This is a genomic window from Granulicella mallensis MP5ACTX8, from assembly GCF_000178955.2.
Taxonomy (GTDB): domain Bacteria; phylum Acidobacteriota; class Terriglobia; order Terriglobales; family Acidobacteriaceae; genus Granulicella; species Granulicella mallensis.
Map to the genome: position 1 here is coordinate 2,848,519 of NC_016631.1, position 22,570 is coordinate 2,871,088.

Genomic DNA, 22,570 nt, shown 5'->3' on the forward strand with positions numbered 1-22,570 from the left:
TGAGGCAGTAGCAGATCAATATCAACTCTGGAGAATGCAATGACAACTCTAACCATCACAAAGAGCGCACCACCGGAATGGTTGCTGGCCTTCTGGAAAGAGATCGACGACAAAACCTTTGGCAAAGGTTTTGACTGCTTTGTAGAGGATGCGACATGCCGCCTTGGGGTCGCTGAGTGGAATGGACGTGAGACGATTCGTGAAAACCTTCGCGCCTTCATCGACACAGGGTTCACGGCACATCACGACGTGGTGGAATATTGGGATGGCGGCTTGCTCAAGATCTTTCGCGGCATCGTCACGATGAAGCCCAACGACAGCAGCAAACCCACGGTAAAGCCCACCATGACCCACTTCTTTTATATGGACGAGGGAGAGCCATCCAAGGTGCGTAGCTGGATAGGATCGGTAGGGCCGGTTCAGTTCTAGTGCACGGTACATGCTGTAATTGCCAATGACTGGATGTCAGGATAGTACCCAATGAACTCTTCAACGCAAATGATGCAGCAGTCGGAACAGGAGTTAGGCGACTTGCTGCGCTACTGGAGACGGCAGCGAGGCAAGAGCCAGCTCGATTTATCTCTGGACACTGGCGTTTCTCAACGGCATATCAGCTTTGTGGAAAGCGGCCGCAGTGTTCCCAGCAGGGAATTACTTCTTAGTCTGGCGAAGACCTTGGATGTTCCTCTTCGTGAACAGAATGTTCTGCTGCTTGCGTCAGGGTACGCGCCGGTCTATCTCGAAAGTACCTGGGATGCTCCGGAGATGGCCGTCGTTACAAGGGTGATCGATCTTATGTTGAGGCAGCATGAACCGCACCCAGCCATTGTGATGGATCGATACTGGAACGTGCTGAAGACGAATGAGGCTTCAGCACGTTTCTTTGGTTCCTTTGTAAACCTCTCCGAAAGGCCGAAGCCTAGAAATCTTCTCGATCTCATGTTCGACCCCGATGGCATAAGGCCGTTCATAGAGAACTGGGACGAGGTTGCATTGGGATTGTTGCAGCGCGTCTATCGGGAGGCTGTTGGACATGTCACCGATGCCAGAACGATCGAACTACTGGGCCACTTGAGGAAGTATCCGGGAGTCGAGGAGCTAAGCGTACCTCGGAAGAGTGAAGCTCCGGTTTTGCCGATCACCTTTGTTCGAGGTAGCGAGAGAATTTCATACTTCTCGATGATATCGACGGTGGGTTTACCGCAAGACATCACAGCGCAGGAGCTTCGGATCGAGAGCATGTTCCCAGTTGAATAGTGAGAAGGGAATCCAATTCACGGCTACGTGGCAAATGGTTTTCTAGCTTTCTGGAGAATCGCATCTCGGTGATACCGTAGATTCTGTGAAGCATTTCAACGATGCCGATCGTCTCTGGTTCGTATTTTTTACATAGATACGTAGCAGGTGGGGAAAGAAATGATGAAGCAAAACCAAAATAGATTGAGACGAGCCGGATGACGATGGCGAACGCACCAGATCCAATTCCGCAGCCAGTTCTTGGGCCGCTCACACGCGCGGCGATCTTCCTTGTCGTTACCGTGAAGCCAGATGCTGAGAGCTATGCCGCCATACGCTCTTTTTGCGGCGATATCGCCGGGCTGATTCGGGCCGTGGAGTTCCGCGACATCGATGCCGGGCTCACCTGCATTGTGGGGTTCGGATCGAATGCCTGGGATCGGCTCTTCGGCAGGCCTCGTCCCGCAGAGTTGCATCCCTTCCGTGAGTTTCATGCGGGCGATCGTCATGCCATCGCTACGCCGAGCGATGTGCTGTTTCACATTCGTGCCGGGCGAATGGATATCTGTTTCGAGTTGGCCACGCAGATCATGGAGCGCATCGGCGATGCGGTGACGGTTGCCGATGAGGTCCAGGGCTTTCGATACTTCGAGGACCGCGACCTGATCGGCTTTGTCGACGGCACGGAGAATCCAAGGGGTACTCTTGCTCTTGAATCCGCGCTGGTTGGCGAAGAGGATGCTGCGTTTGCAGGCGGCAGCTATGTCCTTGTCCAGAAGTACCTTCACGATATGAAGGGGTGGAATACGCTTTCGACCGAGGCGCAGGAGCGGATCATCGGCCGCAAGAAACTGTCGGACATCGAGCTGGATGATTCTGCAAAACCGACTTCGGCTCATAGCGCTTTGACCGTCGTCGTGGAAAACGGCAAAGAGGTCAAGATTCTGCGCGACAACATGCCCTTTGGGCAGCCTGGCCGTGGCGAGTTCGGTACGTACTTCATCGGCTACAGCCGGACGCCACGCATCACTGAGTTGATGCTCGAGAATATGTTCGTGGGCCGTCCGCCGGGAAACTATGACCGGCTGCTGGACTTTAGCAAGGCGGTTACAGGAGGCCTGTTCTTTGCGCCTTCGGCAACTTTTCTTGAAGGCGCCGGGGAAGAAGAGCCTGCTGCAGCGGCCATCGCGACGCCGCCGGTGGTCTCTGAGCCGTCTTCTACGACAACTGTGGGCGATACATCACTTGGGATAGGATCCCTTAGAGGAGAACGAAATGAATAACCTCCATCGGGAGTTGGCACCCGTCTCTGACGCAGCGTGGGCGCAGATTGAAGAAGAGACGACTCGAACACTCAAGCGCTATCTCGCCGGCCGGCGTGTTGTCGATGTACCGACTCCTAATGGGATTGGTTTGCCGGCGGTTGGCACGGGCCATCTGCTGTCGATCGCTCCACCGGCGGAAGACATCATTGCAAGGCAGCGCGAGGTAAAGGCCCTTGTAGAGTTGCGGGTTCCTTTCGAGCTGACGCGCGAAGCGATCGATGACGTTGAGCGTGGCTCTGATGACTCCGACTGGCAGCCGGCGAAGGATGCAGCCCAGAAGATTGCCTTCGCTGAGGATCGGGCCATCTTCAATGGCTATAGTGCGGCGAACATCCAGGGTATCCGCGAAGGCAGCAGCAATCCGGCGATGACTCTTCCCAGCGATGTGCGGGACTACCCGGATGCCGTGGCTCAGGCGTTGAGCCAGTTGCGTCTTGTCGGTGTGAATGGGCCGTACTCGGTACTGCTCGGAGCCAAGGCCTATACGGAGCTCGCGGAGACCCGTGACCACGGCTATCCCATTCTCGAACACGTGAAGCGCATCGTTGATGGCAATCTCATCTGGGCTCCGGCCATAGAGGGCGCGTTCGTGTTGACGACGCGTGGTGGCGACTTCGAACTCAATATCGGACAGGATGTGTCCATCGGTTATCTCAGCCACACGGATTCCGTCGTCCGTCTTTACCTGCAAGAGAGCTTCACGTTTCGAGTGCTGACGAGCGAAGCGTCGGTTGTGCTCGCACCGTCTGCTTAGGCGCATAGCATTCGGGCTCGTTTCGCAAAGGATGAAGTGCGGAACGAGCCACGAGAGCTGCATTAGAATCGTTCCATGTCTGATCTATCCCTTGCGTCTCTTGCTTCGCCAGATGTGTTGGCCCGCGCCCGTAAGATCAAACTCTTCCTGATGGACGTAGATGGCACGCTGACTGATGGCGGCGTCTGCCTGATTTCTACGACGTCCGCCGACGGCTCTGGCGATCCGATTGTCTCCGAGATGAAGGTATTTAGCGCGAAGGATGGACAAGGACTTTCCCTCGCCCACACGATGGGGATTCAGACGGGTTTCATCACTGGTAGATCTTCTCCGGCAGTAGCCCGACGCGCAGCCGAACTAAAGGTTCCCTTTGTGTACCTGGGGCAGGCGAAGAAGACCGCCGCCTTCGAGGAGTGCCTGCAAAGGGCAGGCGTTAGCGAAGAAGAAGTCGCCTATATGGGTGACGATCTGCCGGATATTCCTTTGGCGCGGCGAGCTGGTTTAGGGGTGTGCGTGGCGGATGGTGCTCCTGAGCTGAAGGCAGTGTGTCATTTCACCACCCAGCAGCTGGCAGGGCGTGGCGCCGCTCGTGAGGTCATAGAACTGATCCTGAAGGCGCAGGGGCGTTGGGAAGAGGCTGTACCTCTGGCGCTTGCTTAGCTGGCTAGGTAGTTGTCTAACCAATCGGAGACCCCGATTTTAGACCGCAGCCAAACTCGCTGCACGCATAGCTTTTGTTCTTTGTTTCCCCACAGACGCGTCATCCTGAGCGGAGCGTCCCGGCCTTTGGGGACGCGTAGTGGAAGGACCCCGAGGGGTGATCTCTTGCCTATGCCCTTTGGAGCTTTTCTACCTCGAGAGATCGAGCCTGGACGCTCGTACTGGAAAAGGTCCTAACAGCCTGGGTGAGATGAAGTCCTTCGGGGTCCTTCGACTCTGCACCTCGCAAAAAGCGCGAGGTGCTCCGCTCAGGATGACGTTCCTATGGGGAACAAGATATGTGATTCGTTGGTGTTTTCGATTCGCCACGCACAACCCAGGGGCTTCAGCCTGCCTTGCGGAAGGTGAGATTGAATCGGTATCCGCCGGTTGCTGGATGAGACCCCTTCTTGAGCGGGTTGATGCCGTGATAGCACAGCCGCGCCGGCCCTCCCCAAACCAGCACGTCGCCATGAACTATCGGCAGCCGAATGGTTTTGTCGGATCTCTCCAGCCCTCCAAACAGGAAGACGGCGGGAAGTCCGAGTGACACGGACACGATGGGTTCTGCGAAGTCATTTTCATTCTTGTCCTGATGCAGCGTAAGCCGTGCACCAGGCTCGTAGCGGTTGATGAGGCAAGCGTCCGGGATGAAGGTCGGATAGCCGGCCAGCGTGGCTGCCTGCTGCGCCAGGTCCATGAAGACCTTTGGCATGGCAGGCCATGGACCGCCGGTTTCCGGGTCCATAGAGGCATAGCGATATCCCTTGCTGTCTGTGACCCAGCCGAGAGCTCCGCAGTTGGTCATCGCCACGGACATTCGGAAGCCTCCTGGCGTGACCATATGCCGGAAAGGGGACTCTGCCGCCACGGCAAACAAAGCTTCCATGATGAGGGCTTCGTGGTCCTGCGCGAGGCCACGCAGGAGCGCTGTTCCGGGGCCAAGCTCCTTGCTCAAGGGCTCCTGTTGTTCGAGGTGATCGAAGAGAGTCGGCGTCATGCTGTGCTCCTTAGCTGGCATCGTGGAATATGATGCCGACGGTATGCCGTTGGCCTGAACGCAGGCGACTGACCCCGTGGCGAAGGTTGACGCGATAGATGCCTCGTGTGCCCTGCACGGGCCTGTGGTGCACCGCAAAGGCTACCGCAACGCCCTGGCGAAGCGGAACGACCTCCGGTCGCGACTGCATGCGGGGCCTCTGCTCCGTGAGTACGAATTCTCCCCCGGTGAAATCCTGCTGCGGCTCGGAGAGCAGGATCGCTACCTGAATCGGAAAGACGTGCTCTCCATAGAGGTCCTGGTGGAGACAGTTGTAATCGCCGGGACCGTACTGCAGGAGTAGCGGCGTCGGGCGTTGTTGTCCTGCGTCGTGGCATCGCTGAATGAAATCGACGTGGCGCTCTGGATAGCGCACCTCGATCCCCATGGCTTCGTTCCAGCGATTCGCTACTGGAGCGAGCCAGGAATAGAGCGCGGTGCGGAGGCCATGAATGATCGAAGGGAGAGGATAGCTGAAATATTTGTATTCGCCTCGGCCGAAGCCGTGTCGCCCCATGATGACGCGACTACGGAAGATCGATTCTTCCGGGTAAAGGGACGCGATCGCTTTGCATTCGTCCGTGGAGAGGAGGCCTTGCAACACGGTGCTCCCTTGTGCGTCTAGCTCCTTGCCAATCTGAGGCCAATCGAGCGTGCTGATACGTTCGGCAGCTCCCTGGAAGGGAATCGAGTCTGCTCTGGATTCTCCGGCTGCTTGAAGTTCTTCTGCGAATAAGGTGTTCATGTGTGCCTCCCGCTTCCGTTGGAAGCGCTCTCAGGAGGTTAGCGGCTTCAGCGCTTCATCTCACTCCGTTTCTTGCGCTGGAACTCTCAAACGATCGGCGAAAGAGATCGGTCCGGCTTCAAAGACTCGGGATCCTGTGTGAGGTTAGAAGATTGCTCCGACTACGAGTAGGACAAGGCTCGCGAGCCCGGCAATCACTCGGATGAGATGAAACCTGAGCCAACGATCGCGAAGCTGCTGCCAGTCGGCGGGAAGAGTGGAAACGGTCCATGTTGCGATCTCTTCAACGATAGGAACTTCAACCAGTATTGTCACAAGCAGCGCAACGATAAAGAGAACGAGCGCTGTTGCGCTGAGGGCAAAGGTCAGAGGCCTCTCGTGATACGAGAGGATCAGTACCGGGACGATCGACAAGAGCGATGCCGGCATCAGGACGGTCATCACGGGTGCCATGTTGCGATTCATCCGGTCTACGATCGCGAGGAAGACTTCAGGTGTGAAGGTACTCATCGACCGGCTCAACGCAGCCCAGGGACCGTGGAACATCCCGGCCATTAATGCCAGGAGAACAATGCTGATCAACTCCCATGTCTTCATCGTGACGCCTATTGTCGCCACCACACATCCCTGGCGTCAAACGCCGATCTCGGCAAACAAACTCTCATCTTCATCCTTCGAGACGTTTGGAGTCGTCAGGAGCTTGTCACCCATGAAGATAGAGTTTGCACCGGCGAAAAAAGCTAGTAACTGGGCCTCTCGATTCAGGGATAAGCGTCCAGCCGAAAGCCGAATCCGAGCTTTTGGCATCAGGATACGCGCCACGGCAATCGTCCTGATCAGCACCGTACTGCTTACTGGTGCCACGTGTTCCAAGGGGGTGCCCTGAACCGGTACGAGTAAATTAATGGGGACCGATTCGGGCTGTGGGTTCATGCTCGCGAGTTCGGTCAAAAGACGACAACGATCCTCGTCACTTTCGCCGAGTCCGAGGATGCCTCCACTGCAAACAGTGATTCCTGCCTCTCGCACGGATTGAATCGTTCGAAGACGATCATCAAAGGTGCGCGTTGTAATGACGTTGCCGTAAAACTCCCGGCTGGTATCGAGGTTGTGGTTGTAGGCATCCAACCCGGCCTCTTTCAACAGCTTCGCCTGTTCGGGTGTAAGCATGCCCAATGTGGCGCAGGCCTCCAGGCCTAAGCTCTTTACCTCTCGAATGAACCCCAGTACATGTTCAAACGATTCGCCAGAGGGTGCACTGCGCCAGGCAGCTCCCATGCAGAATCTCTGGGCGCCTTGTTCCCGTGCGCGCAGTGCAGCCGCGCGTACATCCTGAATCGAGAGAAGTGCCTGACGCTCCAAACCCGTTTGATGGTGAGCAGACTGCGAACAATAGCCGCAGTCCTCGGGACAGCCGCCGGTTTTGATCGAGAGCAGGACGCACTTCTGGATATCCGACAGATTGTGATGCTCGAGATGAACCTGATGTGCGAGGGAAATAAGTTCAAGCAGCGGCATTCGATAGAGCGAACCTGAACTTTCAGGTCTGTGTTCAGCAAGCATGTATCACCTCAAAGAAGATGATCGGGTTAGCTTGCTGCGAGCACAAGGATGGTTTGGTACGGTGCTAGATAGTTTAATTTCTAAATTATAAATTCTTCCTGTGCGAACAGAAGTCCTTCCATTCTCCGCCGAGATGGCAATGCAGATTGATATAGGACTGAAAGTGTCGTAGTTTAGAGGGGAGGCTCCAAGACCCCTGAAAAGAAGCACAAGAACCCCCGCGGCAGTCTTTTTGGCGAAGCGCCGCGAGGGTCCGGAGATCGACAACCCGAAGGCTGACGACTTTCGACAGGATATAAGAATCCGTCAGCCTCGTATCAAGAAAGGTTTTTCCATGGCTGGCCGTTTTCCCCTTCGATTACGTATTCTGCATGTTTTTTTCCTGCTGTCTCTTCTCATTGTCCTCGCGCCACAGTCGGTCTGGGGGCAGAGCGCTCAAATTGCAGGCACGGTCACTGACCCCTCCAAAGCCATCATTCAGGGGGCATCGGTCGAGATCGTCAACAATGCGACGCAGGGGAAGTGGGAGACGAAATCGAATGGTGATGGCCGATATCTGGCACCCTCGCTTCTCCCCGGCGTCTACCAGATCACCGTGCAGGCCCCGAACTTCGAGACGGAGATCATCCAAAATCTGAAGCTCAATATCGCCAGCAAGATATCGCTGGACTTTGTCCTGCATCCGGGAGCGGTCAACCAATCCGTTACCGTCGATGGGAGCGGCATCACCCTGAATACGACCGATGCCAGCGTGAGCACGGTGATCGACCGGCAGTTTGTCGAAAATCTTCCGCTCAACGGCAGAAGCTTTCAGTCGCTCATGACGCTCGCGCCCGGAGTCCTGATCGTTCCTTCGCAGGGAGTTGGTCAGAGCGGGGAACTCAGCGTGAACGGCCAGCGCACCGAGGCGAATTACTTCACGGTGGATGGTGTGAGCGCGAACATTGGAGCCAGCGTCTCCTCCTCGGGATTTACTGGCGCCGGCTTCGGCGGCGCGACGCCGGGGGAGACGGCGTTGGGAACGACGCAGAGCCTGGTATCGATCGATGCGTTGCAGGAGTTTCGCGCGACAACCTCAACGTATTCGGCAGAGTACGGCCGCAACCCCGGCGGACAGTTTTCCTTTCAGACGCGATCCGGCACAAACCAATATCACGGCACGGCGTTCGACTATCTTCGCAACGACGCGCTCGATGCGAACAACTGGTTCAACGGATATACAAACACTCCGCCGATTGCAAAGCAGGCCTTACGTCAGAACGATTTCGGCGGCACGCTCGGCGGCTTCATCGACATTCCCCATCTCTACAACGGCCGCGACAAGACCTTCTTCTTCTTTTCCTACGAAGGGCTGCGTCTGACCAACCCAACGCCCTCGCAGCTCTACGAGGTGCCGAGCACCTTCCTGCGGCAAAACGCTCCGGCAGCGTTGCAGCCGTTTCTCGCGTCCTTTCCCGTATCAACGCAACGGGATAACGGCAATGGGTTGTCGTACTACACGGCTGGCTATAGTGCGCCAAGCTCGATCGATACCAGCAGCATCCGGATCGACCATAGCTTCAGCGACAAGTTCAAGATCTTCGGTCGCTACAGCGATTCGCCCTCCAACAGCACGGCCCGCCAGCCAACCGACCTGGCACAGGTGAACGCTACCATCATCAACGTGAAGACGGTCACGCTCGGCGCGACGAGTGTGTTGACGTCGAAGTTGGACAATGAATTTCGATTCAATGTCACGGGTGACGATTACAAATCTTCGCGCACGCTCGACAACTTCGGTGGCGCAACGCCGCTCAATCTGTCAGGCGTCCCGGGCTTGCAATCGAATAGCTGGCTTACGTTCTTCCTCTTCTATGATCTCTATCCCTACTACCTGCTGGAGCCGCAGTCGAATCGCGAGAGGCAGGTGAATGTTGTCGACACCTTTACGCACACTCTTGGACGGCACAATCTGAAGTACGGCGTGGACTATCGCAGGCTGGTCGTCTCCGAAGAGCTGCCGCCGCTTTGGGAGGTGGGGTTCTATTACAGCGAGGCCTCGGTGCTCGCGAACCATGCGGACGGCATCAACATGTACAAACAGACGATCAACATGAAGGCCGTGTACCCGAACACCTCGCTCTTCGTGCAGGATGAGTGGAAGGTGAATGATCGCCTGAGCCTCTCCTATGGTGTGCGCTGGGAGCTGAATCCGGCACCGCATGATGCCAATGGCAATACGCCTTATACCGTCGACCAGATCACCGATCTTGCTACCGTGAAGCTTGCGCCGAAGGGAACTCCTCTGTGGCAGACGGTCTACACTAACTTTGCGCCTCGGCTGGGAGCTGCGTATCAGGTGCATAGCGGGCGGGGAAGCGGGACAGTGCTGCGCGCGGGTGCGGGCCTCTTCTACGACACAGGCACGCAACTCGCGGCGGATGGCTACTATGGCGTGGGTACTACGGGATTCAAATCCTTCAATGGAGATTCGTTTCCATTGACGACCGCGCAGATCGACAGTGTCCCTCAGCCGAATGCGAACCCACCTTACAACGTGGCTGTCTGGGGCTTCGATCCTCATCTCAAGGCTCCGTATACGCTGCAATGGAACGCTGCGGTAGAGCAGCAGCTTGGCGAGCAGCAGACGCTGAACGTCAATTACGTGGCGTCGGCCTCGCGCCGCCTGCTTACGCAGAACTTCTATAGCCCGGACCTGCTGGGGAATCCGAACTTCATCTCCGGCAACGGACTGTACCTGACCACGAACCGCGCCAGCGCTGATTATCAGTCACTCCAGGTTCGCTTTCAGCGCACGCTTTCGCATGGGTTTCAGGGCTTGCTCGCCTATACCTGGTCGCACTCGCTCGACGATGCCAGCACCAACTTTACGATCTACGAATTGGAACGTGGGCCTTCGGACTTCGACATCCGCAACAACTTCCAGGCCGCGCTCTCTTATGAGGTTCCAGGACACTACGATAATCCGTGGCTCTCGTATGCTTTGAAACACTGGTCGCTGGATGCCAGAGTCTCCGCGCGCTCTGCTCTTCCTGTCGATGTGTTCTCGAAGACCACAGTCGACAGCGGCTCAGGACAGGGAATCCATTTTCATCCGGACCGGGACCTTTCGAATCCCCTCTATATCTTCAACCCGATTGCTCCGACAGGCCGTCAGATTAATCCTCTGGCTTTCAAAGAGAAGGACGGTGCCAACGGCAATGTCGTCGAGGGCGATGCAGGCCGGAATTCGGCGAGAGGTTTTGATGCCGTTCAGGCGGATATGACGCTTCGTCGTGACTTCCCATTCACTGGACGTGTGGGGCTTCAGTTCCGTGCCGAGGCCTATAACATCTTCAACCATCCGAGCTTTGGCTCCATCTACAACTCTCTCGATAGTGGAGCGCTCTTCGGCCAGGCTTACACCACGCTCGGCAGCCAGTTGGGCGGACTGAGCTCGATCTACCAGCTCGGTGGGTCGCGTTCAATGCAGGTCGCGTTGAAGTTGCACTTCTAATCGGTAAGGGACGGCAACGCATGGGATTCATCGACAGACCGCAACGCGTGTGGTGGCGCATGGCCATGTTCCAGATTCATCTCTGGGGCGGCGTTGTCCTGTGCCTCTACATGCTGGTCATCGGAGTCACAGGATCCATTCTCGTCTTCGAGAGCGAGTTGGAGCATGTCGCCTATCCGCAGTTGTGGCGCGCGACCTATCCGCAGGCAGGGCAGCGGGCTGCAGAGCTTCCCGCCGTGACCGAAACCGTGATGAAGGCGTATCCCGGATATAAGATCACTGCCGCTTATCTACCGGACAAGCCTGGCGATAACTTCGAGGTTTTCGTTCACCAGGGAAAGACCTTTCGATATGTCTTCCTCGATGCGAATACCGGGAGGATTGTAGGAGCCATCAATCCGGATCGATCCTGGCTGATCTGGATCATCGATCTCCATTTTCGACTTCTGGGAGGCAAGGTCGGCGAGATACTCAACGGCATTGGCGCAGCCTGCCTGCTGCTCTTGTGCGCGACTGGAGCTCTGGTCTGGTGGGCGGGGCTGAAGCACTGGACGCGTGGGCTCAAGGTTAATCTTCATAGAAGCTGGCGGCGGGTTAACTTCGATCTCCATAGTGCTGTCGGCTTCTGGACGCTGCTTGTCCTGTCGATGTGGGCCTTCACCGGTGTGTATTTCATATGGCCGAAGCCTATCGAATCTTTCGTCAACCATTTTTCTTCGATAGCCTCTGCCAACCCGCCGGTTTTTGTCGTTCCTCCGCGCGGCGATGGGCCCTGGGTCGACATGCATCGAATGATCGAGCAGGCGCAGCAATCCTCGCCGAATGCGAAGTTCGCTGGTGCGTTCTTTCCGGGTAGTGACAAGAGCGCCTTGACGTTGCTCATGGCTCGTGGCGCGGCGCGGAACTTCAGCCAGATGGACTACGTCTATTTCGATCCAGCGACAGGCAGACAGTTGGCTCTCTGGCATCGCGGGATCAATACCACCTGGGGTGGATCGTTCATCTTCTGGCTCAGTCCATTGCACTTCGGATATGACTGGGGGGGCACGATCAAAATTCTGTGGGCTACGCTTGGCTGTGCCTTGCCGTTGCTGGCTATCACTGGAGTGCTTATGTACTGGAATAGATCGTTGAGCAAGAAGTGGAAGAGGCTGTTACGGGCGTAGTCGAAGGACCTCGAGGGACTTGAGCTCACCCATAGTGTTGGGACCTTTCCCTCACGAGCGTCCAGGCTCGAACGCTCGAGGCAGAAAAGCTGCAAAAGGTTTGGGCAAGATGGCGACCCTCGGGGTCCTTCGACTGCGCGTCCCCAAAGGCTGGGACGCTCCGCTCAGGATGACGATTCTGTGGGAAGACGTAAAAACGAAAGCTATGTGTGCATTGATCTTGGTTTCGGTCCAAAGCCGGGATCTTCGATTTGTCAGATACTCCCTAGCAGCACGCTTCGCCCCGCATTGCGCGCCGAGCCTCGATGACGATGATGGGAATCGCTATGAGTGCGGCCAGGGGATCAACCCAGCGGATATGCAGAGTCGCATTCAAGATGAGGCCCAGGAGCGTCAATCCCGCAAGGTACGCGCATGTGGCCGATTGCACGGCGTCTGCGGCCAGGGCGCGATTCCCAATCTCGTTCGCATGCTTCCGCTTTGCGCGGCTCAGAATAGGCATGATCGTAAGGGCTATGAGCGTTATGCCGATACCCAGCTTGCTCGTGTCCGGTTCTATCCTTAGAACAAGCGCGCTCACGGAGATTACTGCGACAATTCCAGCCAGCAGGTACAGCAATATTCCCGCTATGAGAGCGGCGCGTTCGGTACTGACTTTAAAGACCGATGTGAACTGAAGCAGGACGACAATCGCGGATAGCAACTCTACGGAGCTATCCGAACCAAACGCGAGCAAAGCCGGGCTGTGTGCTCTCCACGCTGCTGTAAGCGCGACGCTGCATTCAACGAGCATCCAGCAGATGGTGAGGACTTGAAGGCGTCTCACGGTCCGGTCTGTGCGTGCAGGAGCATGGGAGCAACTAGCGCCGTGCGTGTGTGCTGACTCATGCCCGTGCGGGATGGCGGATGCGTCCGATGTGCTCATTTCAGGTACGCCCTCACCAGTTCAATCATGTCCTCTGCCAGTTCATGCGGGTTGGTCGTTTTACTCTCTGGCGTCAATAGATGTAATCGTATGTGATCTTCAAGGACTTCTGCCATAAGGCTGTTGATTCCACCTCGCACATTGGCGAGAAGCATCAGAATGTCAGCGCAGTCGTCGCCGCCAGTCAGCGAACGCTCAATAGAATCTACCTGTCCACGAATGCGTTTGATGCGGGCAATGAGCTTCTGTTTTTCTTTATCGATATGGGACATAACTCTCCTTGGTATACCCTACGGGGATATGATACAAAATGGAAGGCGCGAGGTTCACGCGCAGGAGAACGAGAAACACCTATGACCACAAATACAGCACAAGAGCCTCCTAGTAGTCCGAGTGCCTGCCTGTGCCGTGAACAGCATTCTGGAACAAGCCTTTAGCTTGCTATCGACGATTCCTCACTGCTCATCATGGCATGATACCTGTGATTTGAGCGCGTGAGACCGTGATCCGAGCGATCAGCCTCACCCCCCACTGATGATCTGCGAAGCGTTCTCGGCTACGCGCCTTTGTGCGTAGCCGACCATGACGCCTGCGATGTTGATGACGTTGATGCTCGGCTATCACGTCCTCGACCTCCCTGGTCTTCTACACAAGATTCGCTAACTGCTTGCGATACGAAGGAGGAAGTATGGACGACCCGGTTCCAAGTGAGCCTCCGCCTAGCCGGAGGCCTGCAGTCATCCCTCTCTGAGCACGACATCGCATGATGCTCTCTGCTCGCAGCAAGGGATCGCTGCCCCTGCGCGAGCTTCTTGAACAAGCTCCGTAACAACTGAGTGTTTGCGTAACAGACAAACGCAAGCGAAAGACTCACTGGCGAACCGGATGGCGGTTCCGCCCAGAACACTCGACGTGTGCCAAAAACGTCGCGGAGATACCCTCATGTCGATTTTCAGCAAGCTGCTCGCCGTCCTCAGGGGAGCACAGAGCTTCCCACAACCTTTCCGCCGCACGGTCTCGATTTTCTTTCTACTCTCCTGTGTCGTTGCGCCAACGTTTCTGATTGCTCAAACGGGTGGGCGCATCGCTGGTGCTGTAAAAGATGCTACCGGCGCTGTGATTCCGAACTGCCAGGTTGTTCTGGCCAACCCGGCTAATGGAGTGAAGCAGAACGCGGTGACTGGCAACGATGGGTTGTTTACCTTTGCCGCCGTTCCCGTCGGTCAGTATGAACTTGATGTGACCGCCGATGGTTTCAATCCCTATCGACAGACAGCCAATCTGAAGATCGATGTGAACACCGCACTGACCGTCGATGTCGTGCTCCAGGTTGCAGACGCAAGCCAGACAATCAACGTCATCGAGAACACCGCTGAGGTTCATACCACCGATACGCAGATCGGACAGACGATCGAGCGCAAGCAGGTGGTCGATATTCCACTCAATGGCCGCAGTTATACCGACCTGCTTGCAGTGCAGGCGGGCGTCGTACCCATTACGACCAGCGGCGCCGGCAACAGCACTTCGGGCGGAGGTTTTGGCACGGTCTCCGCTGCGGGTGAAACCAACACCGGTCAGTTCTCCATCAACGGACAACGCGAGTCAGATAACGCCTACTACCTGAACGGCGCGAGTGTGCAGGAGTCTATCGGCCAGCAGGCGGGTATCATCCCGAATCTCGATTCGATTGCTGAGTTCCGCATTCTTTCAAGTAACGTCGATGCCGAGTATGGCAGCTTTACCGGCGGCATCATCAACGTCGTCACAAAGTCCGGCACAAACGCGCTTCATGGCAATCTCTTCGAGTTCTTCCGCAACACGCATCTGGACGCACGCAACTACTTTTCTCCGGAGCGCGCTGCCTTCCATCAGAATCAGTATGGTGGCACTATCGGTGGGCCGATTCGCAAGGACAAGATCTTCTTCTTCGGCGATTACCAGGGGCAACGTCAGGTCCAGGGCATCGAGACCGGCCTTGTCAGCGTTCCGTCTCTGGCAAACCGCTCCGGCAACTTCGGTTCGTCTTCTGCTTTTACTGGAATCGTTAACGGACCTTACCTTGCGCAGGTTCTGAGCCAGCGTCTCGGCCATCAGGTTACGCAGGGAGAGCCTTTTTCAAAGGTGTTTCCCAACGGGATCATTCCCCAGAGCGCATGGGGAGCCGCACCAACAAAGATGCTGCAATACATTCCAGCGCCGAATGTTGGGACAGCCACGTTCTCAAGCGGGGCGTACAACAACACGATTAATGACAATAAGTTCGGCGGCAGGCTCGACTTCAACTCCAATCGTTTCGGAACCTCTTCGATCTACTACTTCAATGACAATTACAACCTCGATAACCCCTATCCCAGCGCGCTCGGAGGGGCCACCTTGCCCGCTAACGGGTTTGCCTATGATGCGACTTCTATGGGCTCGGATCAGACGGTTATCTTCAGCAATATCCGCACCTTCGGTTTGAATACCGTCAATGAGGCGCGCTTCGGCATCACTCGTTTGGACAACCACCTTGGGACACCCAAAGGAGGAGTCGGAGTTACGCTCGCGGACCAGGGCATTCAGGCAGGCGGTGAGGGCATCGTTCAGGGATTCCCAAAACAGGCAGGTGTCGAAGAGTTGATCTTCAACAACTTTTCTGTGGGCACGAATCCGTTCTCGCTTGCACAGGTCAACACGACTTACGATTTAGCAGACAGCCTTTCGCATACCGTCGGCAAACATACCATCAAGGCTGGGGGGCGCTACATCTGGTACAAGGTGAAGCAGAACCCTAACCTAATCGCGAACGGCCAATACCTGTTCGGCGCGGGCGGAACACAGACTACAGGCAATGCCTTTGCGGATTTCCTGCTGGGCACGCCCGATCAATACTCGCAGCAATCTTCGCCGATCTTTTACGAGAGTGCCGCCGATGGCGATCTGTTTGCCCAGGACAGCTTTCGCATCCGTCCGAATCTCACGATCAACTACGGCCTGCGCTGGGACTACGTAACTCCCTGGGCTGAGAAATATCACCAGACGACGACCTTCGTAGCCGGTGTACAGTCCGAGACATTTCCAGGGGCACCCCTGGGATACCTCGTACCGGGAGATCCGCTTCCAGATGGAGGCACGATCCCCAACGCAATCGCACCTACATCCAAGGACAATTTCTCGCCGCGCTTTGGACTCGCGTACGCCCCGGCATTCTCCGATGGCCTGCTCGGGAAACTGACCGGCGGCCCAGGCAAGACCAGCATCCGGCTCGGCGGCGGACGTTTCTTTAGCTCGCCCCAGGGGCTCACCGTTGCCTATCCGACCGGCAATCCGCCGTATGGTCTCACCTATATCAGCCAGGAACCTCCGGTCATGGAGACGCCCTTCGTTGGAGCTCTCACGGGCACACAATACATCCAGCAGTTTCCTGTGCATGTGCCGCCCCACACTGTTTCGCGTCAAGACCCGGATAACAACGTCGATTGGAACCTCTATACCCCTATCAGCGGAGCAGGAAGTGTGTACTACAAGAACAAGACCAGCTACTCGATGCAGTACACGCTCTCGATCGACCGCCAGATTGGCGCCAACGCCCTGTTCAGCATCGCCTATGTCGGTTCGCTGGGAAGGCATCTGCTCACCGTTCGAGGAGCCAACCCCGGTAACCCCGCGCTCTGTCTCAGCCTGAGTCAACCCTCGGAGGTAGCCTCAGGCTCGACGCCCTGTGGGCCCTTCGGTGAGAACGGTGTCTATACAAGGTCCGATGGTGCGGTCGTCAACGGAACGCGTGGTCCCTTTCCCAATACGATTGGGACCGATGCCTACTACCAGAACATGGGCAACTCGCACTACAACGGCCTGGAAGCGACCTTTAAGCGTACGGTCGGACCGCTATCCATGCTTGCCAGCTATACCTATTCCAAGTCCTACGACCAAAGTTCCAGCATCCAGGAGCAGGTCGATCCTTTCAACTATCATCGGCTGGATGGAATTTCGGCATTCGATCTGAAGCATAACTTCGTCGTTAGTTATAACTACGATCTACCCATCGCTCGGCTGTGGCGTCCGAACCGGCTCACCAGCGGCTGGGCCCTCTCCGGCATCACTCGTTTCTCAACAGGTGTGCCGGTGACATTTGCCACCACCAGCGACAACTATCTGGTATTTGTGCAGGACAACGGCGTGAACAATATCAGCCTCGACATGCCGAATTATGATGGCACCGGATACAAGATCAACCGCAACCCACGCAATGGCAAGCCGTATTTTAATCATCTTGCCTTCACCCCTAATGCTCTCGGAACACCGGGTAACTCCAAACGCCGAGATTTCTACGGACCGGGCATTGATAACTACGATATGGCGCTGCACAAGGTAACGAACTTCTCGGGAACTCGTGCGCTGGAGCTTCGCCTGGAGATGTTCAATGTCTTCAATCACGCGCAGTTCTATGGAGGCAACTCAGTCGACGGAAATATTGGCGACCAAGGTGGCACCTTCGGGTATGTGACGAAGGCGGCTGATCCTCGTATCGGTCAGATCGCGGCAAAGTTTCAGTTTTAGCGGGAATGAGGGAGGCTTCATCGCCTCCCTCATTCTTCAAAGCCACCAGAACGGAGAAAGACATGATCGGAATCAGCACACTCCACTTTGCCATCCGCTTGTTGCTTGCGATTGCAATGGGCGCGACGGTTGGACTGGAACGTCAATGGCGGCAGCGCATGGCGGGTACTCGTACCAATGCTCTTGTCGCCGCAGGCGCCGCGGCGTTTGTCATGTGTGGCCTTTTGCTCGACAACGACCCCTCGGCTCGGGGGCGCATTGTTTCGTATGTTGTCTCAGGTGTCGGATTTCTAGGTGCAGGCGTTATCTTCAAGGATGGTGCGAACGTGCGCGGCCTCAACACCGCAGCGACAATCTGGTGTTCCGCCGCAATTGGAGCACTGACGGGCCTCGGCTCACTGAATCTCGCCCTTGTTCTGGCGGCTGCAGTTTTGCTCACCAATATGGTGCTCCGCCCGTTGGCCTATCTTCTTCATCCCGTTCTTCCTGATGCCTCTCCCGTCGAGACGCTCTATGAGATTCGCCTTACCTGCGGTCTTTCTGTTGCCGTGCATATCCGCTCCTTGTTGCTTACTACGATCAGCCGATTGCCGGTGGTCCTTCAGTCCATCCACGGTGAGCAGGATGAGCAGACGGATGAGACACATATCCGGGCCGAGGTGATGACTGCGGGGAGAAACAACGAGGCCTTGGAGCAGGTAGTCGTTCGGCTGTCGATTGAAGACGCGGTCTCGAATCTGAGCTGGTCTATCGTTCAATCTTCAATGGAATAGGCGTGTGGATCATTGCTGAATCATTTGGTCAGCGACTCCGAGGCCACGAGCGCGTTGGTCCTAAAAGTGTCGAGATGCTGATTCACTGCGTCCACTCCTTTCTGGATCTCCTCTGAGGTCGCAAAGGCGCCGAGGAAGCTGTTGCGCGCAAGAGTGGCAATGTCCTCTACGGACAGGCTCATAGCCCTCCAGCACGCGAGCAGGTTCTCATTGACGTAGCCGCCGAAGTACGGCGGATCATCGGAGTGAACACTCACTCGCAGTCCACGATCCAGCATTTTCTTGAGCGGATGCAACTCTAGAGATGGAACACCCTTCAGACGGAGGTTGGAGAGCGGACAAACCGTAAGGGGTATCAGCTCCGCGGCGAGTCGCTCCATCAGTTCTTCATCGCGATGTGCGGTGACACCATGATCGATCCTGTCGATGGGCAGCATGTCCAGAGCCTCGCGGATATATGCGGGCGGTCCTTCTTCGCCTGCATGAACTGTGGTTTTGTAACCCAATGCTTTGGCCTTAAGGTAGAACGGCCTGAATCGACCTGGAGGATAGCCCACTTCCGGACCGCCCATGCCGATACCGGCGACTTTTTCAGCCCACGGCGCGATAGCGTCGAGTACCTCCATAGCCTCCTCGACGGGTCTGTGGCGGTGAACGCTGACGATATACCCGGCTCTGATGCCGGTAGCGGAGTGCGCGTCATCGATAGCGCCAAGCACACCGCGCATGATGTCCTCGAGCGGCACGCCTCGCGCAGTGAAGCTCTGCGGACCGAGAAAAATCTCTGCGCGCCAGACACTCTGCTCACTTGCCTTCGCCAGGTAAGCGGCAGTCACGTCATAGAAATCCTGCTCCGTCACGAGAACCCGGCAACCCTCGAAGTAGAGCGCTAGAAAGTCTTCGAGGTTGGCAAATTCGTATGCAGCGCGGAGTGTCTCTACAGAAGGCCAACGCAGCGAGATGTTGTTACGTTCAGCCAAAGAGAACAGCATCTCCGGTTCGAGAGAACCTTCGAGGTGCATGTGGAGTTCTGCTTTCGGCAACGTTAGGATGAACTGTTCGATGCTAATTCCTGCCTCCCTCAATTCCATTCCGGAATCTATACAAGCTCGTGATATGCCAGCAGCGAAGGGCTGGAACAAGAGGTGAATCTCTTGTTCCAGCGTATGGCTATTGGCTTAGAGCTTTGCCGGTACTTCCCATTCGGCAAAGACGAAATCGGCGATTGGTTTACGAGTGCGTGGCGCGAGCTCGCGTTGCTTGAGTCCTTCCGGCAGGGCGTCGGGATCGCCGAGATAGCCAATGGCCCAGCAGGCGCCGATCTCGAAGTCTGCGGGAATGTTGAAGTGAGCGCGGGCCTTCTCCTGGCTGAAGCCGCCAAGGCCGTGAGCGTGCAGGCCGAGCGCGGTGGCCTGGAGCGTCAGATAGGCGGAGGCAGCGCCGGTATCGTGCAGTGCGAAACGGTTTGGCTGGCCGCTGAAAGGGCCCGGCGAGAAGGTAGACTTGTCGACCGAGAGCAGGAGAACGGGCGCGTGCCTGGCCCAGGCCTGATTGGCCTCGACCATGGAGTCAAGGATCTTAGCGAAAGTCGCGTCGCCGTTGCGTCCGAAGAGAAAGCGCCAGGGCTGCTCGTTGGCGGAGGATGCGGCCCAGGAGGCAGCGGTGAAGATCTTGTGCAGATCTTCTGTAGAGACTGGCTGATCGCTGAAGGCCCGTGGGGACCAGCGGCTGGCGATGGGGTCGAGGATGCCGGCGGAGGCAGGGGCGTATTTGATTTGTTCGAGGTCGGGCATGGGTTCTCCTTTGTTTATTTTATTTGCCTGAGATGGAATTCAAAGAAGCACAAACCCGCTACAAAAAGTAAAAGCCCCTCGCGAAAGGGGCTGTAAACCTTGAGTATTTGAATGGTGGAGGCGGCGGGAGTCGAACCCGCGTCCGAAACTACAGTCAACAGAGAGCTTTCATGCTTTTTCCGGTTCACGTTTGTCTCGTGGCGGACGCTTGGAACGGACGAAGACGCGTCAACCACCAGCCTGATTGGTCTCGCCCTTGGCGTCCAGACGGAACTCCTTGGGCCAGCCTACTGTGCGACGATCGGTACAAGCCCGTAGGCGAAGCCTGAGCGATCGGCTACTTAGTTAATTAAGCAGCAAGCGCGAATTGAGGTTCGGCACTTATAGTTTTGTGAGCGATTACGGGTGTCCACACCCCGGCATGCCTCTCTGCCGCTAGCAATCCCGTCGAAGCCGTGACGCCCCCACAATGGTGGAGAAACTTCGAGCGTTGCATGATGCAGCGCTGTCAAAGAACTACTTCCATTATAAGGCCCGCTGATCCCCAGGTTCACTTGTAAACCGAAACCCGAACAATGCTCCTTACTTCTTCATGAAATCGCTGACGAACGCAGCGATCTCGTCTGCCTTGGTATCCAAAGCGAAATGTCCAGCGTCCAGAACATGGACTTCGGCCTTCGGAACGTCCTTCCGGTAACGCCCGGGCTCACCGGCATCGAAGGAAAGATCGTGTTTCCCCCAAAGGACTAATAGCTTGGGCTGGGTCTTCTGCATCCATGCCTGCCACTTCGGATAAGCCTCGACGTTCGTCCGGTAGTCGTAGAAGAGATCCGTTTGGATTTGTGCCTGCCCCGGAGAGTTCAGAAAGGCGTACTCATCGGTCCAAAGATCCGGGTCATAGAGCTCGACGTTCGGATCGTCTCCGATATGGCGTGTCTTCGTTGTCGCCATCGACAGCAGGTTGGTGCGCAACGCCGCTTCGTGTGCAGGCCGGTCCGCCCAGAAGGCCCGCCGTGTTGCCCAGTTTGCCCCGAGACCTTCGTTGTGACTGACCGCATCCTGGACGATCAGAGCCTGCACTCGCTCGGGGTGTGCCAAGGCCATGCGAAAGCCAACCGGTCCACCATAGTCCTGCATGTAAAGGGTGTAGTGCGGGAGACCCAGTGCCTTGGTAAAGCTGTCCATGACGGAGGCGATGTGGTCGAAGGTGTAGTCGAACTGCTTCGTGTCCGGCCAGTCGCTGTGCCCGAAGCCCGGATAATCGGGCGCGACCAGGTGGTAGTGGTCTGCAAGCCTTGTCAAGAGAGGCTGAAACATCCGCGAGGACGACGGAAGGCCATGCAGCAAAAGAATGGTAGGTGCGTCTTTCGGTCCGGCCTCTCTGTAGAAGATAGACAGGCCATCGACCTGCACCGTGCGATAAGCAATGGGGTGTTCCATGGAACGCTCCTTTCGCTGAGCAAGACAAGCTATTGAAAGTGATGCGGTCATCAGAACGACCACTAAGATCACCAGGGGAAACCTGCGTGTGTTGTTCATTGAGGTAGGTCCTTTCCAGTCTTCTCGCACCCTATATTCAGCGTACCAATCGACCCAGTATGCGCGGCATGGGTGCGTTACGCGAAGGCCAGAACCAGCGCGCCGGCAGTGACGAGCGAGGCTCCAAGAATCTTCATCGGCGTCAGGCTTTCGCCAAGAAACAGCCATGCAAATACGATGACGATAGCTACGCTCAACTTGTCGATGGGAGCGACTCCGCTTACAGGACCGAGTTGGAGGGCCCGGAAGTAACACAGCCACGACAGGCCGGTACATAAGCCAGATAGAACCAGGAATATCCAGCTTCGCCGCTCGATGGCAGGCAGTCCGCGATGAGCATTGAGGCCGAGAACGATGGCCCAGGTGAAGAAGAGGACGACCGTCGTCCGGATCGCCGTGGCGAGGTTGCTGTCGATGTGCTCGACGCCTACCTTGGCGAGCAGGGCAGTGCCTGCGGCAAAGACGGCGGAGAGAATTGCCCAGAAGATCCAGCTCATAGTTCATCGCCGCCAGTTTGCAGAAACTACATGGTTATGGCTTCGAGGTCGATTTTTTCCCACTCCCCGCGCTCGATACCGGCGCGAATCTGGGCAGGCGTACGGCCCTTCTTCGTCTCCAGATAGGCGTACACGCCTTCCTTCATGCAGGTGGCGCACTCGGCTCCGTGGGCTACTTCAAAACAGCTATGCAGGCTGTTATGGCCCATTGCGCGATCGCAGTGGCAGTAGCAGGGCTCCTGGTGCAGAACACTGGGAATCTTGGCGGCCATCTTGTAGGCCGTGACCTGGAAGGGGTGAGAGAAGTTGGGGCCGGTGAGTTGCGCTCCCTTCAAGATCGGGGGCAGCGGGTGGCTTGGAGGTGCCGCGTTGTAGGCAGGAACGTCGTTTGCGGGGTCGGAGAACTGAGCTGAGGCAGCTAACGTGACGAAGACCAGGGCGACACAACCGAGGAGACGCTTCATAGCTCCGATGATAACCG

Annotated in this window: 20 protein-coding genes and 1 other RNA gene; 9 read left to right on the forward strand and 12 right to left on the reverse strand. The window is 56.6% G+C overall.

The genetic code is table 11. The annotated features are described in order from the left end of the window. Positions 1–39 precede the first annotated feature (39 nt). From ACIX8_RS11690 to ACIX8_RS11710, 5 genes are all read left to right on the forward strand, one after another. Positions 40–429: a hypothetical protein gene (locus ACIX8_RS11690; RefSeq protein WP_014265546.1), complete on the forward strand. Its 390-nt coding sequence runs from the start codon at positions 40–42 to the stop codon at positions 427–429. Between the two features lie 51 nt (positions 430–480). Beyond that, the gene (locus ACIX8_RS11695; protein ID WP_014265547.1) at positions 481–1,257 is read left to right on the forward strand and encodes a helix-turn-helix domain-containing protein; all 777 of its coding nucleotides are present in this window, start codon (positions 481–483) and stop codon (positions 1,255–1,257) included. 203 nt (positions 1,258–1,460) lie between these two features. Continuing rightward, a complete protein-coding gene (locus ACIX8_RS11700; RefSeq protein WP_044178482.1) occupies positions 1,461–2,519 on the forward strand; it encodes a Dyp-type peroxidase in 1,059 nt (352 codons plus the stop codon). Beyond that, positions 2,512–3,315 carry a family 1 encapsulin nanocompartment shell protein gene (locus tag ACIX8_RS11705; protein WP_014265549.1) on the forward strand — a complete coding sequence of 268 codons (804 nt, stop codon included), beginning with the start codon at positions 2,512–2,514 and terminating at the stop codon, positions 3,313–3,315. The genes ACIX8_RS11700 and ACIX8_RS11705 overlap by 8 nt, the downstream gene beginning before the upstream one ends. A gap of 75 nt (positions 3,316–3,390) precedes the next feature. Continuing rightward, entirely contained in the window at positions 3,391–3,975 is a 585-nt protein-coding gene (locus tag ACIX8_RS11710) for a KdsC family phosphatase (protein ID WP_014265550.1), read from the forward strand. 385 nt (positions 3,976–4,360) lie between these two features. On the opposite strand, the gene alkB is transcribed toward ACIX8_RS11710, so the two are convergent. From alkB to bioB, 4 genes are all read right to left on the reverse strand, one after another. Beyond that, complete coding sequence (gene alkB, locus ACIX8_RS11715) at positions 4,361–5,014, reverse strand: DNA oxidative demethylase AlkB (protein ID WP_014265551.1); 654 nt, start codon at positions 5,012–5,014, stop codon at positions 4,361–4,363. A gap of 10 nt (positions 5,015–5,024) precedes the next feature. Then, positions 5,025–5,798 (reverse strand): 2OG-Fe(II) oxygenase, encoded by a 774-nt coding sequence (locus tag ACIX8_RS11720; protein WP_014265552.1) that lies wholly within the window; start codon positions 5,796–5,798, stop codon positions 5,025–5,027. A 144-nt stretch (positions 5,799–5,942) separates the two neighbouring features. Next, the gene (locus tag ACIX8_RS11725) at positions 5,943–6,416 is read right to left on the reverse strand and encodes a DUF1772 domain-containing protein (protein WP_223295524.1); all 474 of its coding nucleotides are present in this window, start codon (positions 6,414–6,416) and stop codon (positions 5,943–5,945) included. Positions 6,417–6,431: 15 nt separating this feature from the next. Further along, on the reverse strand, positions 6,432–7,361 hold the full coding sequence (gene bioB, locus ACIX8_RS11730) for a biotin synthase BioB (RefSeq protein ID WP_014265554.1): 930 nt from the start codon (positions 7,359–7,361) through the stop codon (positions 6,432–6,434). A 334-nt stretch (positions 7,362–7,695) separates the two neighbouring features. On the opposite strand from bioB, the gene ACIX8_RS11735 reads away from it, so the two are divergent. After that, positions 7,696–10,857, forward strand: coding sequence for a TonB-dependent receptor (locus ACIX8_RS11735; protein WP_014265555.1), 3,162 nt, complete (start codon positions 7,696–7,698; stop codon positions 10,855–10,857). A gap of 20 nt (positions 10,858–10,877) precedes the next feature. After that, positions 10,878–12,023, forward strand: coding sequence for a PepSY-associated TM helix domain-containing protein (locus tag ACIX8_RS11740; protein ID WP_014265556.1), 1,146 nt, complete (start codon positions 10,878–10,880; stop codon positions 12,021–12,023). A 265-nt stretch (positions 12,024–12,288) separates the two neighbouring features. Here the strand turns inward: ACIX8_RS11740 and ACIX8_RS11745 are convergent, their stop codons facing one another. After that, positions 12,289–12,849: a cation transporter gene (locus tag ACIX8_RS11745; protein ID WP_190273771.1), complete on the reverse strand. Its 561-nt coding sequence runs from the start codon at positions 12,847–12,849 to the stop codon at positions 12,289–12,291. 95 nt (positions 12,850–12,944) lie between these two features. Further along, a complete protein-coding gene (locus ACIX8_RS11750; RefSeq protein WP_014265558.1) occupies positions 12,945–13,220 on the reverse strand; it encodes a metal/formaldehyde-sensitive transcriptional repressor in 276 nt (91 codons plus the stop codon). A gap of 670 nt (positions 13,221–13,890) precedes the next feature. On the opposite strand from ACIX8_RS11750, the gene ACIX8_RS11755 reads away from it, so the two are divergent. Together ACIX8_RS11755 and ACIX8_RS11760 are read left to right on the forward strand one after the other, a co-directional pair. Further along, positions 13,891–17,487, forward strand: a complete 3,597-nt coding sequence (locus ACIX8_RS11755) for a carboxypeptidase regulatory-like domain-containing protein (RefSeq protein WP_014265559.1) — start codon at positions 13,891–13,893, stop codon at positions 17,485–17,487. A gap of 62 nt (positions 17,488–17,549) precedes the next feature. Next, positions 17,550–18,260 (forward strand): MgtC/SapB family protein, encoded by a 711-nt coding sequence (locus tag ACIX8_RS11760; protein WP_014265560.1) that lies wholly within the window; start codon positions 17,550–17,552, stop codon positions 18,258–18,260. A 20-nt stretch (positions 18,261–18,280) separates the two neighbouring features. Here the strand turns inward: ACIX8_RS11760 and ACIX8_RS11765 are convergent, their stop codons facing one another. From ACIX8_RS11765 to ACIX8_RS11790, 6 genes are all read right to left on the reverse strand, one after another. After that, complete coding sequence (locus ACIX8_RS11765) at positions 18,281–19,351, reverse strand: adenosine deaminase (RefSeq protein WP_014265561.1); 1,071 nt, start codon at positions 19,349–19,351, stop codon at positions 18,281–18,283. A gap of 87 nt (positions 19,352–19,438) precedes the next feature. Further along, the gene (locus tag ACIX8_RS11770; protein WP_014265562.1) at positions 19,439–20,053 is read right to left on the reverse strand and encodes a nitroreductase family protein; all 615 of its coding nucleotides are present in this window, start codon (positions 20,051–20,053) and stop codon (positions 19,439–19,441) included. A 112-nt stretch (positions 20,054–20,165) separates the two neighbouring features. Continuing rightward, positions 20,166–20,519, reverse strand: a transfer-messenger RNA (tmRNA) gene (ssrA, locus tag ACIX8_RS25245). A gap of 116 nt (positions 20,520–20,635) precedes the next feature. Continuing rightward, positions 20,636–21,493 (reverse strand): alpha/beta fold hydrolase, encoded by an 858-nt coding sequence (locus ACIX8_RS11780; protein ID WP_014265563.1) that lies wholly within the window; start codon positions 21,491–21,493, stop codon positions 20,636–20,638. Between the two features lie 176 nt (positions 21,494–21,669). Then, entirely contained in the window at positions 21,670–22,089 is a 420-nt protein-coding gene (locus tag ACIX8_RS11785; protein WP_014265564.1) for an EamA family transporter, read from the reverse strand. A gap of 26 nt (positions 22,090–22,115) precedes the next feature. Further along, positions 22,116–22,553 (reverse strand): CYCXC family (seleno)protein, encoded by a 438-nt coding sequence (locus tag ACIX8_RS11790; RefSeq protein ID WP_044176626.1) that lies wholly within the window; start codon positions 22,551–22,553, stop codon positions 22,116–22,118. Between the last annotated feature and the right edge of the window lie 17 nt (positions 22,554–22,570).